Raw genomic sequence first — 17,281 nt, forward strand, 5'->3', positions numbered from 1 at the left:
ATTTTTTGGTAATGCTAAAGTTTTACAAAGGTGTGAAATTATATAAGCGGTAATCAAAAAGAAAAGAGCCTACTTTTCAGTAGACTCTTAATGTATCATATGTTTACGAAGCACCCGCTTCTTCGAATTCAACTTCTACCTCACCTAAACGATGATATTCTGCTAAAACAGCATCTTGAATCTTTCCGCGAGTATTTGAATTGATTGGATGTGCAATATCACGGAACTCACCATCCGGTGTACGTTTACTTGGCATGGCTACAAATAAGCCATTATTACCATCAATCACACGAATATCATGAACAACAAATTCACCATCTAATGTGATTGAAGCAATCGCTCTCATACGTCCTTCAGTGTTCACGCGGCGTAATCTTACGTCAGTTACTTCCATCTTGTTCACCACCTTTTTCTATGCGAAGCTTTACATACTTAATTCCACAGAATTTTGTGTTTTCCTGCTATTCAGAAAAAATTTTTAGAAAATTTTCGCAAAAAAAGTGAACAATTGGAAGTTACTTGCTTTTTGTTAGAAATTTGTTAATTTAATTACCCTTTAACAAGCGCAATAACTTCAATTTCAACAAGTACATCTTTAGGTAGTCTCGCTACTTCTACACATGAACGTGCCGGCTTATGGTCGCCGAAGTAGTCACCATAGACTTCATTTAATGCTGCGAAGTCGTTCATATCTTTAATGAACACGGTTGCCTTTACAACTGTATCTAGAGAAGCTCCTGCTTCTTCAAGAACTGCTTTTAGATTTTCAAATACTTGAGTAGCTTGTACTTGAACATCGCCTTCGACCAACGTACCATCTGGACGAAGTGGAATTTGACCTGAACTGTAAAACAAGTTATTCACAACAATTCCCTGTGAATATGGACCAATAGCTTGCGGTGCATTTTTTGTTTGAACCTGTAACATATGTTCCTCTCCCTTACTTGATCAAATATATTTTAAGTAATTGCCTTCCTGTACACGAATTTGTTTATCTTTAATATTTACATCTGTTAATTGTACAAGAGACACATACTCATCCACTAAACGTTCTTCAATATCTTCTGATTCTACTAAAACTCCAATACCAGCAACAGTTGCATCAAACTCTTCAAGCAAACTAACCATTCCATTTACCGTACCGCCGGCTTTCATGAAGTCATCAATGATGAGTACATTTGACCCCACCGCTAAACTTCTCTTAGCTAACAGCATCGTTTGAATGCGCTTAGATGAACCTGACACGTAGTTAATACTAACGGTCGATCCTTCAGTTACTTTACTGTCTCTGCGCACAATAACAACGGGCACGTCTAAATACTGAGCAACCGCATACGCAATAGGAATACCTTTTGTTGCTACAGTCATCACCACATCGATTTTGCGGTTAGCAAAAAGCGATGCATACAAGCGACCGATTTTATTCACAACGCGGGGGTTCCCTAAAATATCAGTTAAATATAAATATCCACCTGGCAATAAACGCTCAGGTTTTTCAATCAACCCACATAATTCTTGAACAAGCTGACCGGCTTCTTCATTCGTCATCTTTGGAATGAATTTAACTCCGCCGGCAGCCCCTGGTAGCGTAACCAAAGTTCCGATACCCTGCTGTTCAAAAGTTTGTTTAATAATCGCCATATCTTCGCTAATAGATGATTTTGCGGAATCATATTTATCTGCAAAATACGTAAGAGGGATAAGGCGCTGAGGGTTTTGAATGAAATAGTTGGTCATATCAATTAATCGTCCACTACGTCGAAACTTCATAACATCCTCCTGAAAATCCGAATATTGTAATGTAAATATAACATTAACATACGGATTTATTCAAGCGTTATTCGTTCACCTAGTAACCTAACTGCATAAACTTTATCACAAAAGCCACGTAATCCATTATAAATGCGATGCATACGTGAATCATGCTGTACAAGTCCAAATACAGTTGGCCCACTGCCACTCATGAGTACAGCATCGGCGCCAAAACGCTTTATTTGTTCTTTAATGAGAGCTACTTCCGGATGCATTTTCAGCGTTACTGCTTCCAATACATTTCCGACAAGGCTACACATTTGATCATAATTTCCTGATTGTATGGCGTGAACCATCTCATCTACTTTAGGATGATCCATTTCCTCAATTTTTAAGTTTCGATATACATCTGCTGTAGAAACACCTATTTCAGGCTTAGCCAAAATCACCCAGCAGCTTGGAGGTGCCTCAATATGCTCTACAATCTCTCCGCGCCCTGTAGCAAGAGCTGTCCCTCCGTACACGCAAAAAGATACGTCAGAGCCAATCTCAGCCCCTATTTCTGCAAGTGTGTCTAATGATAACCCTAATTCCCATAACGTATTTAAACCGCGTAATGTAGCAGCCGCGTCACTGCTGCCTCCAGCTAATCCAGCAGCTACTGGAATATGTTTATCAATTAATATATTTACACCTTTTGAAATGTTATAACGTCGCTTCAAAATCTGCGCTGCCTGATAAGCGAGATTTCGCTGGTCATCTGGAACAAAGCGATTATGAGAATAAATAACAATTCGTCCATCTTCACGATCAGAAAGTTCAATTCTGTCCGCTAAATCAATTGTTGTCATAATCATCTTAACTTCATGGTAACCATCTGGGCGTTTATGTAACACATCAAGTGACAAATTTATTTTAGCCGGTGCTTTCACCATTAATTTCAACTTACTTCACCTACTTCATCTTATCGAGTTTAACGCTATTTTATCATAAAATGAACAAGATATAGCTGTTCATTTAAACATCTTTGTTTAATCCTCTATTTTATCTTTCATTTTGGGACAAAAAAACCGAAGCGGTTATACACTTCGGTTTTCCTCATTTCACTTTAAATAATCGCATAAGCATTGATTTTCACTATTGCCTTAGCTGCTGCTGTGCAAGCTCCACTGCTCGCTTCACCATATTGCCTGCGTCTTTTGCCCGAATAGCGCCCCAACCTTCTGCTTGTACAGTATCGTAAAAACCAAGTTCTTTAGCCAGTTCTTCTTTCAGCTTCGATGACATAATCCCTCTACGCCTTGACATTGCACATGGCTCCTTTACGTATAAAATGAAATTTCAACCTGAATCTCCTCGCTCTTTATACATGAAAATGCGAGGAAGATATGTATAGTATGTATAAAAAATAATGTATATATAATTTGAAAAAAAGACCAATAAAAAAGCAGTAAACCAATGTCCACTGCTCATCACCACTTGCTATATTGCCTATGTCATTCTTAGAAAAATTTTAGTTGCACTGTTTCCGTTAACACATCTGCGTAACTATACGAAACGCGCTCCAAAGAGTTTTCCTCTTGATCTAATTCAACGATAAAAACAGATGGGTACGTTTCTGTTAATACACCTGAACGTTCTACTGTTTTTCTACGACCACCGTTTGCTTTTAAAGTTAATCGTTGGCCTAGGTGCAAATCCAGCGCTTGCTTAATATCAGACAAAGTTTTCGCCATATTGGTCCACCTCACTATGTATAGTGTAACACATGTTAGAAAAATAGTCAAAAACATAAAATTATAACAATCTATCTCTAATTGTGTCAATAAATAATTTTCAACATGAATCTACATTTCGCTGTTAGTATGCTCGTTTTTTAACGAAATATGTATATCTTTAGCAAATATTGAAAATGATTTTGTGAAATTCAGCGTATACTTTGGCTTCATACGAAAAAACAACTGGTTGCACATCATGCGTGTACATGCTGTAACCAGTTGTTTTTATTTCTACTCATCGCTTTCATAAGGCATGCCCGTGCGAAGCAGCCCTTTTGTTTCTACTCCTCCTAAACCTTTAGCACCCGTTAATGTATTACGTAAGACGTCCCATACATTAATACGATCCGTGAAAGGAGTAAAACTTAGTTTTGCTACTACATACACGGGGTCAAGCGCATGAATATTTACACGCGAAGGTGAACTAGCAAAGTTTGCTCCAGCTTGAATCAATAATTCAAAATGCGATTGACAGGCACCTGCAAAAATCACCAGCTGATCTAAATTACCAACTCTTTTTCTTGCTTCTTGGACTGTTCGAATATAGTGCTTGGAATGTCTATAAGCAAGAAGATCATCCTTATTTCCTTTTCCTTTGGAATAAGCATCATGCCCTGTCAGCACCAGAATATCAGGCCTTACATCCTCAATTAACTTTCCAACTTTCTCCGGCATCTCTGACTCTACGCAATGAACACCATAAACAGGAACACCAATTTTTTCGTAAACCAATAAACATTTACGTAAATAATTAGGGTCTCCGTCTACGTGCAGGACCTTTCCAGGAATTTGAAACAAGCGATGTGAATGGCTGTATCCATTAGTCATGCTATATTCAGTTTTCTCTCGAACGAGCCGATAATCCTGTTGAATAAGCTCCAAGGATCTTTCTAAAAGTTCTTCTTCTTGTTTTTTTCTTTGATCCTGTTCTTTAGCATCCACAACCTCTAAATCTGTACAAGGAGCGTCGGCAATCAACCGAACGTCTTCTCCTATTAAAGTCGCATATTTCCCCGCTTCGCTGTCATTAATAGCTATAACACGAAAAAGCAAATCTCTTTGATAAGAAGGTCGTGTAACTATATCACCAATTTTGATGTTCATATGCTTCACTCCGTCTTTGCTACTTCAAAAATAAATTCTCTTCATAGCCTATGACTTCATGATAAAAATGTGATGATTTAGCGAAATGATTTTAAAAGTTGGTCACTTAACGCTCCGAATTCTTGAATAGACAGCGTTTCGCCTCTTCGTTTCGGATCAATTTCGGCAGTTGCAAGTGCTTGCTCAATGTCCGCTTTTTTCTGTTTCCCATTTGGCAAGTTGTTCACTAGATTGTTTAAAATGGTTTTTCGGCGCTGTCCAAAACTTGCTCGTACAACTTGGAAGAAGAATGCTTCATCTTGTACTTCTACCGCTGGCTTCGGTCTTCTCAGCAGCCGAATAACAGCTGAATCTACATTAGGCTGCGGATTAAATACTGTTTTAGGCACAATCATAACCGTCTCAGCCTCTGTATAGTATTGAATCGCAATAGAAAGTGAACCGTACTCCTTTGTTCCCGGTTTAGCTGCTATACGGTCGGCAACTTCTTTTTGAAGCATAACAACGATTCCCCGTACCGGAATTTGCTCTTCTAATAATTTCATCAAAATGGGTGTCGTCACGTAATACGGTAAATTCGCAACGACCATTAAATCTTCTATGTTTTCGAATTCTTGTTCGAGCGTCTCTTTTAAATCCGCTTTTAACACATCTTGATGAATAACTTTTGCATTTGGGTAAGGAGAAAGAGTGTCGGCTAAAATCGGAAGCAGACGCTGGTCGATTTCAAATGCCAGTACTTTTTTTGCGCGCTTTGCTAGCTGTTCAGTTAACGCCCCGATACCGGGTCCAATTTCAATTGCTCCCGTTTCTTCTGTTATTTCTGCATGATCAACAATGCGATGTAAAATGTTCGTATCAATTAAAAAATTTTGTCCCAAACTCTTTTTAAATGTAAAACCGTATTTCTTTAAAATTTCCTTGGTTCGATTAGGCGTTGCAATATCTTTTAACACGATTCCTTTTCCTCCTTATTTATCTGCTCAACAGCTTTGATAAACTCCTCTTTTGAAATTTGGAACATCTGTAATCGTTTATGAAGCTGCTTTCCATTGGCATAGCCTATTTTTAATAACTTTCCTATTCTTTCACGTCGAGACTTGGCTTTACTATCTCCTACCAAACGAGCTACGATTAAATCCTCTTGAGAAATCTCCATATCTGCTTCTACCCACTCTTGCTTTACATCTTTTAGTGCTTTTTGAATAGACGCAATAGAAGCATGTTCAACTCCAATACCTTTGCCGTTTTTAGGGCGAGCCTCTTCTTTATCTAAAAATGCATGTTTACATCCTGGAACACGTTCTGAAACAATATTTCGAATTCGCTGTCCTGGATAATCTGGATCTGTAAAAATAATTACGCCTCTTGTTTTTTGAGCTAATTTTACTTTTTCAATGGTTTCTTCATTTACAGCTGATCCATTTGTCTCGATAGTATCCGCATCCACTGCACGTTTAATCGCTACGGTATCGTCCCGACCTTCTACTACAATAATTTCTTTAATCTTCATTTCTTCCTCCAAAACATTCAGTTTTGTTCATTTGCTTTTCAGTAAAAATGAAATGCTCGTTACTCACATCATTTTTCTTCTATGAAATCAACGTTTTATCTTATTATCAACTAAATTAAAAAGCATCTATCTGTTATTTTAACTGAAAAAGGCAGAGGATAACATTCTCCTCTGCGCCTATCTTTACTTTAACACGAAAATGATTGTTATATGAGAAAAAGTTTTAATCATTAATGCCAAATAGCTTTTTAGCGTTAGCTGTTGTAATATCAGCCAACTCTTCATACGTTATGCCTTTTAACTCTGCAATTTGCTCCGCTACGTATGACACATAACCAGGTTCATTGCGCTTGCCGCGGAATGGATGAGGAGTTAGATAAGGACAGTCTGTTTCAATTAATAGTTTATCTAAAGGAAGTTCTGCAGCAACTTCTTTTGGTTTTTTTGCATTTTTAAAAGTAACAGGTCCACCAAAAGAAATATACATATTCATATCCATACACTGCTTCGCTACTTCAATACTGCCCGTGAAGCAATGCATAATCCCGCCTACTTCCTCTACGTGCTCTTCTTTTAAAATGGTTACCACGTCTTCGGTGGCATCACGATTATGAATAATGATAGGTAAATTCACTTTGCGCGCTAAGCGAATTTGACGGCGAAATACGTCCTTTTGAACCTCTTTAGGTGATTTATCCCAATGATAGTCTAATCCCATCTCTCCTAAAGCCACAACTTTCGGATGCTGAGCTAACTCTTCAATCCAAGCTAAATGCTCATCCGTCATATCAATTGCATCTACTGGATGCCAGCCTACACTAGCATAGATAAAGTCGTACGTTTCAGCTATTTGAATAGCTTTTTTAATGGTAGGTTCATCAAATCCAACAACCACCATGTTTTGAACACCTTTTTCTAACGCGCGATTAATTACTTCTTGCAAATCGTCTTCATACTGTTCTGCGTTTAAATGAACATGTGTATCAAATAACATCTAATCGATCCTTTCCATGAATAAAAGGGGGTCCTCGCATGTTACACGTGAAACACCCCTTTTACCTATACTTATTTTATCTTCGTGCCGTTTGCTAAGTTTTGATCTACGCTTGCTAGTGAAAGACCATTCTCATCTTCACCGGCTAAAATCATTCCTTGTGATAGTTCGCCGCGCAATTTTACAGGTTTTAAGTTGGTTACACAAATTACTTTGCGACCTACTAATTCTTCAGGCTTATAAAACTTGGCAATACCTGATACAACTTGGCGTTTTTCATAGCCAAGATCAAGCTGCAGCTTTAATAGTTTATCTGCCTTCTTAACTGGTTCTACTTGCGTAACTTGCGCTACACGAAGCTCTACTTTCATGAAATCATCAATCGTAATCTCTTCAGAAGGCTCTTCCTTCACAACAGGTTTTTCTTCCTTCGGAGCACTTCCTTGCATCTGCTCTTTAATAAACGCTACCTCTTCTTCTCGATCTAGACGAGGGAACATTGGCTCACCTTTTTCTACCTTTGTGCCTTCTTTAAGCATATTAAAGCGCGTCGTGCTTTCCCACGTTTTTAACACATCTTCTTTTACACCGATCTGAGCAAAAATTTTCTCAGGTGTACGTGTTAAGAATGGCTGTAGTAATACCGCAATGTGACGAATTGATTCAGCTAGATGTGTCATAACGGAAGCAAGTTCTGCACGCTTATTCTCATCTTTTGCTAACGCCCAAGGTTGCGTTTCATCAATGTATTTATTCGTGCGGCTTACATATTGCCAGATAGAAGCAAGAGCCACTGAAAACTCCATATCCTCCATCGCTTCTTCATATTTATTCACTGTATCTTTTTGAGCTTGTACGATAAGTGCATCAAACTCTGTTACATTTCCTTCATAAGTCGGAATAACACCATCAAAATACTTATTAATCATCGCCACTGTACGGTTAACTAGGTTGCCAAGGTCATTTGCTAAGTCAAAGTTAATACGTTCAACAAACGCTTCTGGTGTGAATACACCGTCTGAACCGAATGGAACTTCACGAAGCAAGTAGTAACGAAGGGCATCTAACCCATAGCGGTCAATCAATGTCACTGGGTCTACTACATTCCCTTTTGACTTCGACATCTTTCCATCTTTCATTAATAACCAGCCGTGAGCAAATACTTTCTTAGGAAGTGGCAAATCAAGTGCCATCAACATGATTGGCCAATAAATGGTATGGAAACGTACGATTTCTTTTCCTACTAAATGTACGTTAGCCGGCCAGTATTTTCGATAGTTTTCATCATTCTCAGTATCATACCCAAGAGAGGTGATATAGTTAGAAAGCGCATCAATCCATACGTAAATAACGTGTTTTGGGTTACCTGGAACTTTTACTCCCCAATCAAACGTCGTACGAGAAACAGCTAAGTCTTCAAGACCCGGCTTAATAAAATTATTGATCATTTCGTTTTTACGAGACTCCGGTTGAATAAATGAAGGGTTCTCTTCATAAAAAGCTAGTAAACGATCTACGTATTTCCCCATTTTAAAGAAATAGGACTCTTCTCGAACGAGCTCTACAGGGTGTCCGCTATCCGGGCTTTTCCCACCTACAACTTTTCCATTTTCAACGATTGGATCTACTAGTTGATGCTCTGTATAGTACGTCTCATCGGGAACTGAATACCAACCTTCATACTCATCAAGATAAATATCACCTTGTTCTAAAAGGCGCGCGAAAATCTTTTCCACGATTTCTTTATGTCTTGGTTCTGTTGTACGGATAAAATCGTCATACGAAATATCCATCTTATCCCACAGCTCTTTGATTCCAGAGACAATATCATCTACGTATTGCTGAGGTGTCACGTTTTTCTCTTCTGCTTTTCGCTGAATTTTTTGACCATGTTCATCCGTACCTGTTAAATAACGTACGTCAAACCCTCTCAAACGTTTATAACGAGCCATTGCATCTCCCGCTACCGTCGTGTATGCGTGCCCTATATGTAATTTACCACTCGGATAATAAATCGGCGTAGTAATGTAAAATGTATTATTTCCATCTGCCATGTTCATAACCTCCAACATTCCATTTCAACATTTTGATTTATATGGATGTAATCATATAAACCCTGTCTTCTTATTCTACTATCTATCATACTATTTTACATGATAATTTCAAAACATTCTCTTCCTATATACACGGGAATATGACGGATTCACTTCATTTTTAAATAATCGTTATTTTCCCAAAAAATAATCCTGTTAATTGTATCAGCTTCGCCCTATTTTTATAAAAAATATACCCCCATTCAAAAAGTCACTTTGATAAAAACGACAAATAGGTCTAATTTTGTCGTTTTATGTCGAATTATATTTACCCTATCTTCAAAATAGTTAATATCAAGCTATTTAGGCGATTAATCTTTTTTCCAATGAAACCCCTTGTCATTCCTTGACTGACGGTCACAATTAGCTTCTAAACGAGTCGGGGAAAAAATTTTTTCCCAGCTACATTTTTTTACATATAAAATGATTGACTAGTTTTGGAAACGCTGGTATTATGAAAGTACGTTGAAATTGTCGAATAATGACGAAAGTAATAACATAGAAAAATGATCATTGAGAGGAGAACGATTAACATGAAATCTACAGGTATTGTTCGTAAAGTTGATGAATTAGGACGCGTAGTAATTCCAATTGAATTACGTCGTACATTAGGAATTGCAGAGAAAGATGCTCTAGAAATCTATGTAGATGAAGAGCGCATCATCTTAAAAAAATATAAACCAAACATGACTTGCCAAGTAACAGGTGAAGTATCTGATGATAACATTCAACTTGCTAGCGGCAAATTAATTCTAAGCCGTGAAGGTGCAGAACAAATCATGAAAGAACTTCAAGATTCTTTACAAGCTTCTAAATAAAACGAAAAGCTGTCTATGATAGACAGCTTTTTTTAATGTACGTGATATTCACTATAAATGTCTCGTTTTGATACATCTCGGTCTTTTGCCACTTGCTTAATCGCTTCTTTGTTTGAAAGTCCTTCTTCTACATAGTGATCAACGTGCTCGATAATGGTGAGCTGTTCCCACCATAGATTACTTTCATCTGGCGCTTCTTCATTTGTCCCTTCAAGAATTAAGCAGAATTCCCCTCTAATATCTGTGGCATTTGTCCATTCAATTGCTTCTAATACGCTTCCTCTTAAAAATTCTTCATAGCGTTTGGTTAACTCTCTACATAACACAATAGATCGGTTCCCTAAAATTTCTTCTATACTCTTTAGCGTTTCTTTTAACCGATGAGGGGCTTCATAAAATATCATGCTTTCTTTAATATACTGAAGCTCTTGAAGCTGTTCTTTACGCTGTTTTTTATTTCTGTTTAAAAATCCATAGAAATAAAACTGCCCTGTAGGTAGACCAGAAGCAATTAAAGCTGTTAATGCTGCGTTAGGCCCCGGCAGCGGAACAACCGTATATCCTTCTTTAACGGCAGCTACCACTAACTCATAACCAGGATCTGAAATACAGGGCATACCCGCGTCGCTTACTAAAGCAATATTTTTTTCACTGTCCAAGTCGCTTAACAGCTGTTCACTTTTTGTATGTTTATTATGTTCATGATAACTTGTAATAGGCGTATCGATCTCAAAGTGGTTACATAGTTTTTTCGTTTGTCTCGTATCTTCTGCGGCAATATAATCAACTTCTTTTAAAATTCGAATCGCACGAAATGTCATATCCTCTAAGTTTCCAATAGGAGTGGGAACTAAATATAAAACGCCTCGTTCATTCGATACATCATAACTTTTTTGTGATTTCATTCTGCTTTTCTTGCTCCCTTCGAATGTAAGCCTGTTTTTGCACTCTGCTCAACTGTTTGAACCAATACTCTTTTTGCATAGCTTCTGTTTTAGAAGTAAACACCTCATGCCAAATTAATGAAACAGGCCTTCTTGCTCTCGTATATTTTGCCCCTTTCCCTTCATTATGGACAGAAATACGTTTTTGCAAATTATTCGTGTAACCAGCGTAATACGTACAGTCCTTGCATTCAACTACATAAAAATAATGATTATTCTGTTCCATATAAAATCCTTTTTAATTCGTCCGTGTATTCATCATTATCTTGGTAGACCACCAGCGGAGGAAGAATCTTTAAATCTGGACTTCCATCCTTCGTACCTTCAATTAAAAGCGTATTTGCTTCTTTCCCATCTTTAGGATAGACAAACTGAAGTCTCTTTGGCTCTAAACGGTATTGCCTCATTAACGTAACGATATCTAATAGTCTCCCTGGACGGTGAACCAATGCTACTTTTCCGCCTTGCTTAACTAGTTGACTACTGGCTCTAATCACATCTTCCAACGAACAATGAATTTCGTGGCGAGCGATTGCAAAGTGTTCGTTTTCATTTATTTCTTCTTTATTGGATGTGGTGAAATAAGGAGGATTACATGTTACAACATCATATTTTCCATAACCCAGTTCTTGAGGTGCATTTTTTAAATCACCATGTATCATTTTAATCTGCCCATCCAGCTGATTATACGCAATACTTCTTTGTGCCATACTGTGTAGCCGCTCTTGAATTTCTACACCAATGATTTTTCCCTTTGTTCGTTTAGATAAAAACAGTGGGATTACACCGTTTCCTGAACATAAATCAACCAAGTTGCCTTTACGAATTGGGACATAAGCAAAGTGAGATAAAAGCACAGCATCCAATGAAAAGGAAAAGACAGATGGACTTTGAATAATGCGCATTTCCTCATCGGCTAATAGATAATCTAAACGTTCATCTCCATATAACTCAACCATAATCGTTCTTCTCCTTGTACATCTATTATTTACATCTTTTACTCATAAAAAGAACCTCTCCAAAAGGGAGAGGTGTTGTTACTTTTTATTTAAAAATGACAAGCAAAACAAACAGTCTCCATCTTTACGCACACTTCCATAATGAATGTTACAAATATGAAAACCCTCTTGGTAAAGGCGAGCCAAATTGTCATATCCTTCTCCGATATCAATTTGTTTTTGCTCTTTTGTTTGAGCGCTTGCTTTTGAATGTCTATTTTTCAGCTTCGTTTCGAAGTTTGTCTGGTCAAGGCGACGGCGCAAATGATCATTTTCTATTTGCAGATGATGATTTTCTTCAATTAGCTCAGCAAGATGCTCTTTCAACTCACCTAACTGCTTATATAAATGACCAATTTGTTCCTCCATGTTTGTCACCGAATCAAAAATCTCTTTTTTATCCACCTTTGCCCACCTCGTTAATCTGTGGCTTGAAACGAAACAGCACCTTCATTATTGATCTCATCCAGAGTATACTCTAAAATTTGTTCGTGATCTGACAGTTCCACTTGAATAATTCTTTCCAAAATATTCAAACCTACTACACGTCCTGAACCATCTGAAGTTTTAATTGTTGAGCCTATATCAGGAAGCTGTTCTTTTGCCGTTTCATACTCATCATTTTCATATTTTAAACAACACATCAAACGTCCGCATAAACCAGAAATTTTCGTTGGATTAAGCGATAGGTTTTGGTCTTTGGCCATCTTAATAGAAACCGGCTCAAAATCACCTAAAAACGTTGAGCAACATAGCATACGTCCACAAGGACCTATCCCGCCCAACAGTTTTGCCTCGTCTCGTACACCAATTTGACGAAGCTCAATTCGCGTACGGAAAATAGCAGCTAAATCTTTAACTAGCTCTCTAAAATCAATACGGCCGTCTGCTGTAAAATAAAAAATGACTTTATTACGATCAAACGTATATTCTACATCTACTAACTTCATATCTAAATCGTGTGATTGAATTTTTTGCACGCATACGTCATACGCTTCTCTAGCAGCTTGTTTATTTTCATCCACAATCAGCCTGTCTTTTTGTTCAGCAATGCGGATTACTTTTTTCAAAGGAAGCACGACATCATGTTCACTTACTTGCTTTTTGTTAATAACCACTCTGCCAAATTCAACACCACGAACTGTTTCTACAATAACAAACTCACCATCTGGAATTGTAAGTTCTCCAGGGTCAAAATAATATATTTTTCCCGCTTTTTTAAAGCGAACGCCTACTACATCATACAAGCTTTTATCCCTCCTGCAAATCCAACACCAGCTGTTCCATTAATAACTGTAGATTCATATTTGAATTTAATTTATTTTTGGCCTTCAAGATAACCTCTAAGCGATAAATCGCTTTTTCCTGCGTTGTCTGAAGAGCTTGCTGTTTTAATTCTTCTATTTTATGACGATAGACGATTTTAGACTCTTGTCCAACTTGCAGCGTCAACAAATCACGGTAAAGAAGCATCAATAAAGTTAAACCAATATGAGCTTGTTCTTTTTCTTTAAAATGTGTTACCCACTTTTCATGAATAAAAAGAAGAGCTTGTTGAGGTCTCGTTGTTAACACTTCATATAATTGTATCACTAACTTTATTGCAAGTCCAAACCATTCATCTTTACTTAATTCAATTGCTTCATCAATGCTGTTTGTTAAATTAGACAAGATGGACGCATCTACTGCGGAAAGGCCATTTTCTACTAGTTTTTCAGCTAACTGTTCTGGTGTAAGAGATCGAAATGATATTACTTGGCAACGTGAGATAATCGTATCTAATAAGCGCTGTATATTTTCTGTTAATAAAATTGCATAAGTTCCGTTGCCAGGCTCTTCTAAAAATTTCAGTAAACTATTTGCTGCGCTTACTGTCATTTTATCAACATGATTCACAATATATAACTTTTTATTAGATTCAACACCGGTTTTTGTGAATTCTGATTGCAAGAATTGAATTTGCTCTTTTTTAATCGATAAACCAGCTGGCTCAATCAAGTGAATATCTGGATGATTACCTGAATCAATTCGCCGGCAGTTACTGCACTCATGGCATGGCCTATGATTAACTGGATTTTGGCAAAACAGTGCTTTAGCAAACAAAAAACTAATTTGTTTTTTACCTGTTCCTTTGCTTCCTTCAAATAAATAAGCATGAGCAACTCGCTCTTTAAGTAAGCTGTTTTGCAAAATCTTTAATACGTTCGGCTGAAGAGCTTCAAGCTGTTCCCATGTATTTCCCATTCAATCATCACTTTCTATTTAAAATCTTCTCTCTTAAAATTGATGAAATTGATCTACTGGTAGTACGAATACTGTAGCTCCGCCCACTTCAACTTCAACAGGATACGGAATGTATGAATCTGCATTACCACCCATCGGTGCCACAGGAGAAATCATCTGTCTGCGGTTTTCACATTGGCCCTTAATAATATCAAGTACTTCATCTACTTTATGATCATCTGTACCAATCATAATTGTTGTATTCCCTGATTTTAAAAATCCGCCCGTACTTGATAATTTGGTTGAACGAAATCCTCTTTCTACAAGTGCATTTAAAAGCTTTGAGCTATCTGAATCTTGAATAACGGCCATTACTAATTTCATGAATAACACCTCATTTTACTTTATTGTTAAGAATAGTATAGCAAGAATAACAATCATCTGTATTTATTTTAAAATCAATTGTATCTGTTTATAAGCTTCTTCACAGACCTTTTCAATGGATTGATTTGCATCAATTCGGCGAATACGCTCTGGAAATTGACTCAAAAGAGATAGATATCCATCTCGTACTTTGTAATGAAAGTCTAAGGATTCTAAATCTAATCGATTAATCTCATCTTTTCGACCTTTATTAATTCTTTCTAATCCTACCTCAGGCTCAATATCAAAATATAAAGTGGCCTGTGGCATCGTTTGCTCAATAGCAAATTGATTGATAGCAAAAATATCTTCTACACCTATCCCCCGCGCATTTCCTTGATAAGCAAGTGAGCTATCAATAAAACGGTCACATAATACTATATTCCCTTTATTTAGCTCAGGAATCACTTTTTCTACAAGATGTTGTCTCCTAGCCGCAGCGTAAAGAAGTGCTTCTGTTCTGGCATCCATTTCCGTGTTAGATGGATTTAAGATGATTTCACGAATTTGTTCAGCAATTCGTATGCCTCCAGGCTCTCTTGTTAATACAATGTTATAGCCATCTTGTATTAATTTTTGTTGAACCATATGGATGATGGTCGTCTTACCAGCACCCTCTGGCCCTTCGAATGTAATAAACGTTCCTGACATGTATAAATTCCTTTCTCTATTTAAATACTTCTATCTTTCCTTCTTCCATACAAGAGCCGCCTTGAATATGACCATTTAACCTTTGAATATGCAAAATATAGTCAATATGATTGCTCGTAATCGTTTCTCCCTCCATTAAAATAGGAATTCCAGGAGGATATGGAATAATAGATTGTGCGCTTACACACCCAATTGCTTCTTCAAACGAACACATATGCTTTGTCCTTAATTTTCTTTCTTCCATAGAGAGGAGAACCGTTGCCCTTGAAAAACGAAATGGTTTGATTAGTGGTTTTTCATACGACTTACGCTGTATATTTGCTACTGCTTGTCTAACCCGCTTAATTGTATCATTAAAGTCCCAACTGCTGCTTAACGGTAGAACAAACAATACATAGTTAACGTCAGCTAGTTCTGTATAAATATCTTGTTTTTCCAGTTCCTTTTGCAAATCATATCCTGTTGCCGCTGAACAAGTCAATGTCATTTTCAAAAGGTCGGTAGCAGTTTGATCTGTTTCCACATTAATAGTTGAAAGTGTATCAATCTTATTAATCTTTTCAACAAACGAATGAATATTGTCAGTCATTCTATCGATATCATGCTGTGTAAACTGCTGCAGATAATACCGTGCCAAATCGAGAGAAGCCATAATAGGGTATGAAGGACTGCTTGACTGAAGTACTTGTAGGTAATGGCGCACCGCTTGCTTATTCACTAATGTTCCCTGCATATGTAAATAAGAACCCATTGTCATAGCTGGTAGCGTTTTATGTGCTGACTGAACGACAAGGTCAGCTCCATACGTAACAGCTGACGACGGAAAAGGATTGCCTAAAATAAAATGGGCTCCATGAGCTTCATCAATAACTATAGGAATATTGTAGCTATGAATAAAGTCAATGGTCTCCTTTAAATCTCGTGCCACCCCGTAGTAAGTAGGATTTGTTAATACAAATGCTTTTATATCCTCAGAACGCTCTAAAGCCGCTTTAATTGTTTTAATGGATACACCTGTACTAAGATGTGTTTTTGAATCTATTTCAGGAGCTAAAAAAATAGGTGATGCCTTTGATAAAGTAATAGCATTAAAAATAGATTTATGAGAATCTCTTTGAACAGCAATTTTATCTCCTTCTTGACAAAGAGATAAAATTGCTGAGAGGTTGCCTACAGTAGAACCATTAACTAAAAAAAAGCTTTCATCTACTCCATACAACTTTGCCGTTAACTCTTGTGCTTCTTTAATAACAGATTCTGCTTCATGTAAATCATCTAATCCGCTAATTTCCGTTAGATCGTATTGCAAAAAATCTGCGTAAGAAGACTGAATATGTGAAGGTAGAATTTGACCATTTTTATGGCCGGGCACGTGGTAAGAGAGTGACCTCTTTTCGCTATGCCTTACTAAACGGTTATATAAAGGTAAATATGTATCCATACATCCATTCCTTACTTTTTGTAAATATAACATTGTTAACTTGATAAAAGAATATGTAAGCATTTTTCCTATCAAAATTCATTTTTCTTTCATTATAACAAACTTAGATGATTTTTTTGAGCCATATAAAGAAGCCCTTATAAAAAAGGGCTTTTAGTAAGAAAACGCTCCTGATATTCTCTTTAATTGATTTACTAACAATTGATAACGAAAATGAGATGAATCCACCTCTACAATCTCTACCTCGCAGTGTTGGCATATAAAGCTGGAAAACACCTCAATACCCTTTGTATGCTGTTCATGACAAACGGAACATGTTTTAATTTGTTTTTCCATTACTCTCCACCTCCACTAAATAAGTATCGACAAGATGTAACTTCTTTATGCAGTTCATTTACCCCATTTTATGTAGATAGCTTATACTTTGTGAATAATAAAAAAAGACTAGCTAAAATAGCTAGTCTTTTTTCAAGTGCCTGGCAACGTCCTACTCTCACAGGGACAAAGTCCCAACTACCATTGGCGCTAAAGAGCTTAACTTCCGTGTTC

General features: G+C 37.1%; 22 protein-coding genes. 1 reads left to right on the plus strand and 21 read right to left on the minus strand.

Going from position 1 to position 17,281, the window contains the following annotated elements; all coding sequences use genetic code 11:
- Nucleotides 1-103: 103 nt before the first annotated feature.
- From spoVG to metG, 11 genes are all read right to left on the minus strand, one after another.
- Nucleotides 104-394 carry a septation regulator SpoVG gene (spoVG, locus tag ACRPLY_RS24995; RefSeq protein ID WP_013054864.1) on the minus strand — a complete coding sequence of 97 codons (291 nt, stop codon included), beginning with the start codon at nt 392-394 and terminating at the stop codon, nt 104-106.
- Nucleotides 395-549: 155 nt separating this feature from the next.
- Entirely contained in the window at nt 550-927 is a 378-nt protein-coding gene (locus ACRPLY_RS25000; RefSeq protein ID WP_325077499.1) for a RidA family protein, read from the minus strand.
- Nucleotides 928-948: 21 nt separating this feature from the next.
- Nucleotides 949-1,770: a pur operon repressor gene (purR, locus tag ACRPLY_RS25005; RefSeq protein WP_013054862.1), complete on the minus strand. Its 822-nt coding sequence runs from the start codon at nt 1,768-1,770 to the stop codon at nt 949-951.
- A 56-nt stretch (nt 1,771-1,826) separates the two neighbouring features.
- Nucleotides 1,827-2,696, minus strand: coding sequence for a 4-(cytidine 5'-diphospho)-2-C-methyl-D-erythritol kinase (gene ispE / locus ACRPLY_RS25010; RefSeq protein ID WP_013054861.1), 870 nt, complete (start codon nt 2,694-2,696; stop codon nt 1,827-1,829).
- A gap of 193 nt (nt 2,697-2,889) precedes the next feature.
- A complete protein-coding gene (locus tag ACRPLY_RS25015) occupies nt 2,890-3,060 on the minus strand; it encodes a small, acid-soluble spore protein, alpha/beta type (protein WP_016762700.1) in 171 nt (56 codons plus the stop codon).
- Between the two features lie 194 nt (nt 3,061-3,254).
- A complete protein-coding gene (veg, locus tag ACRPLY_RS25020; protein WP_013054859.1) occupies nt 3,255-3,488 on the minus strand; it encodes a biofilm formation stimulator Veg in 234 nt (77 codons plus the stop codon).
- 273 nt (nt 3,489-3,761) lie between these two features.
- Nucleotides 3,762-4,634 carry a sporulation peptidase YabG gene (gene yabG, locus ACRPLY_RS25025; protein ID WP_028412638.1) on the minus strand — a complete coding sequence of 291 codons (873 nt, stop codon included), beginning with the start codon at nt 4,632-4,634 and terminating at the stop codon, nt 3,762-3,764.
- Nucleotides 4,635-4,711: 77 nt separating this feature from the next.
- Entirely contained in the window at nt 4,712-5,590 is an 879-nt protein-coding gene (gene rsmA / locus ACRPLY_RS25030; protein ID WP_028412637.1) for a 16S rRNA (adenine(1518)-N(6)/adenine(1519)-N(6))-dimethyltransferase RsmA, read from the minus strand.
- Nucleotides 5,584-6,147 carry a ribonuclease M5 gene (rnmV, locus tag ACRPLY_RS25035; RefSeq protein WP_028412636.1) on the minus strand — a complete coding sequence of 188 codons (564 nt, stop codon included), beginning with the start codon at nt 6,145-6,147 and terminating at the stop codon, nt 5,584-5,586. Before rnmV ends, rsmA begins: the two co-directional genes overlap by 7 nt.
- Before the next feature lie 223 nt (nt 6,148-6,370).
- Complete coding sequence (locus tag ACRPLY_RS25040; protein ID WP_028412635.1) at nt 6,371-7,141, minus strand: TatD family hydrolase; 771 nt, start codon at nt 7,139-7,141, stop codon at nt 6,371-6,373.
- 71 nt (nt 7,142-7,212) lie between these two features.
- Nucleotides 7,213-9,195 (minus strand): methionine--tRNA ligase, encoded by a 1,983-nt coding sequence (gene metG, locus ACRPLY_RS25045; protein ID WP_028412634.1) that lies wholly within the window; start codon nt 9,193-9,195, stop codon nt 7,213-7,215.
- A 566-nt stretch (nt 9,196-9,761) separates the two neighbouring features.
- Here metG and ACRPLY_RS25050 point away from each other — a divergent pair.
- Nucleotides 9,762-10,052 carry an AbrB/MazE/SpoVT family DNA-binding domain-containing protein gene (locus tag ACRPLY_RS25050; RefSeq protein WP_170836841.1) on the plus strand — a complete coding sequence of 97 codons (291 nt, stop codon included), beginning with the start codon at nt 9,762-9,764 and terminating at the stop codon, nt 10,050-10,052.
- Between the two features lie 32 nt (nt 10,053-10,084).
- Here the strand turns inward: ACRPLY_RS25050 and rsmI are convergent, their stop codons facing one another.
- The 10 genes from rsmI to ACRPLY_RS25100 form a co-directional block, all read right to left on the minus strand.
- Nucleotides 10,085-10,957, minus strand: coding sequence for a 16S rRNA (cytidine(1402)-2'-O)-methyltransferase (gene rsmI, locus ACRPLY_RS25055; RefSeq protein ID WP_016762698.1), 873 nt, complete (start codon nt 10,955-10,957; stop codon nt 10,085-10,087).
- A complete protein-coding gene (locus ACRPLY_RS25060; protein WP_013054850.1) occupies nt 10,935-11,222 on the minus strand; it encodes a GIY-YIG nuclease family protein in 288 nt (95 codons plus the stop codon). Before ACRPLY_RS25060 ends, rsmI begins: the two co-directional genes overlap by 23 nt.
- Complete coding sequence (locus tag ACRPLY_RS25065) at nt 11,209-11,955, minus strand: tRNA1(Val) (adenine(37)-N6)-methyltransferase (RefSeq protein ID WP_028412633.1); 747 nt, start codon at nt 11,953-11,955, stop codon at nt 11,209-11,211. Before ACRPLY_RS25065 ends, ACRPLY_RS25060 begins: the two co-directional genes overlap by 14 nt.
- Before the next feature lie 78 nt (nt 11,956-12,033).
- Complete coding sequence (yabA, locus tag ACRPLY_RS25070; RefSeq protein WP_013054848.1) at nt 12,034-12,399, minus strand: DNA replication initiation control protein YabA; 366 nt, start codon at nt 12,397-12,399, stop codon at nt 12,034-12,036.
- A gap of 14 nt (nt 12,400-12,413) precedes the next feature.
- Entirely contained in the window at nt 12,414-13,241 is an 828-nt protein-coding gene (locus tag ACRPLY_RS25075; protein WP_013054847.1) for a PSP1 domain-containing protein, read from the minus strand.
- A gap of 4 nt (nt 13,242-13,245) precedes the next feature.
- On the minus strand, nt 13,246-14,238 hold the full coding sequence (gene holB / locus ACRPLY_RS25080) for a DNA polymerase III subunit delta' (protein ID WP_013054846.1): 993 nt from the start codon (nt 14,236-14,238) through the stop codon (nt 13,246-13,248).
- 33 nt (nt 14,239-14,271) lie between these two features.
- Complete coding sequence (locus tag ACRPLY_RS25085; RefSeq protein WP_013054845.1) at nt 14,272-14,601, minus strand: cyclic-di-AMP receptor; 330 nt, start codon at nt 14,599-14,601, stop codon at nt 14,272-14,274.
- A 63-nt stretch (nt 14,602-14,664) separates the two neighbouring features.
- Nucleotides 14,665-15,291, minus strand: a complete 627-nt coding sequence (tmk, locus tag ACRPLY_RS25090) for a dTMP kinase (protein WP_028412632.1) — start codon at nt 15,289-15,291, stop codon at nt 14,665-14,667.
- Nucleotides 15,292-15,307: 16 nt separating this feature from the next.
- Entirely contained in the window at nt 15,308-16,732 is a 1,425-nt protein-coding gene (locus ACRPLY_RS25095; protein WP_028412631.1) for an aminotransferase class I/II-fold pyridoxal phosphate-dependent enzyme, read from the minus strand.
- 153 nt (nt 16,733-16,885) lie between these two features.
- The gene (locus ACRPLY_RS25100; RefSeq protein WP_013081329.1) at nt 16,886-17,068 is read right to left on the minus strand and encodes a sigma factor G inhibitor Gin; all 183 of its coding nucleotides are present in this window, start codon (nt 17,066-17,068) and stop codon (nt 16,886-16,888) included.
- Nucleotides 17,069-17,281 lie beyond the last annotated feature (213 nt).

Origin of the sequence: Priestia sp. TGN 0903 (genome assembly GCF_050846855.1) — a bacterium.
Taxonomy (GTDB): Bacteria; Bacillota; Bacilli; order Bacillales; family Bacillaceae_H; genus Priestia; species Priestia zanthoxyli.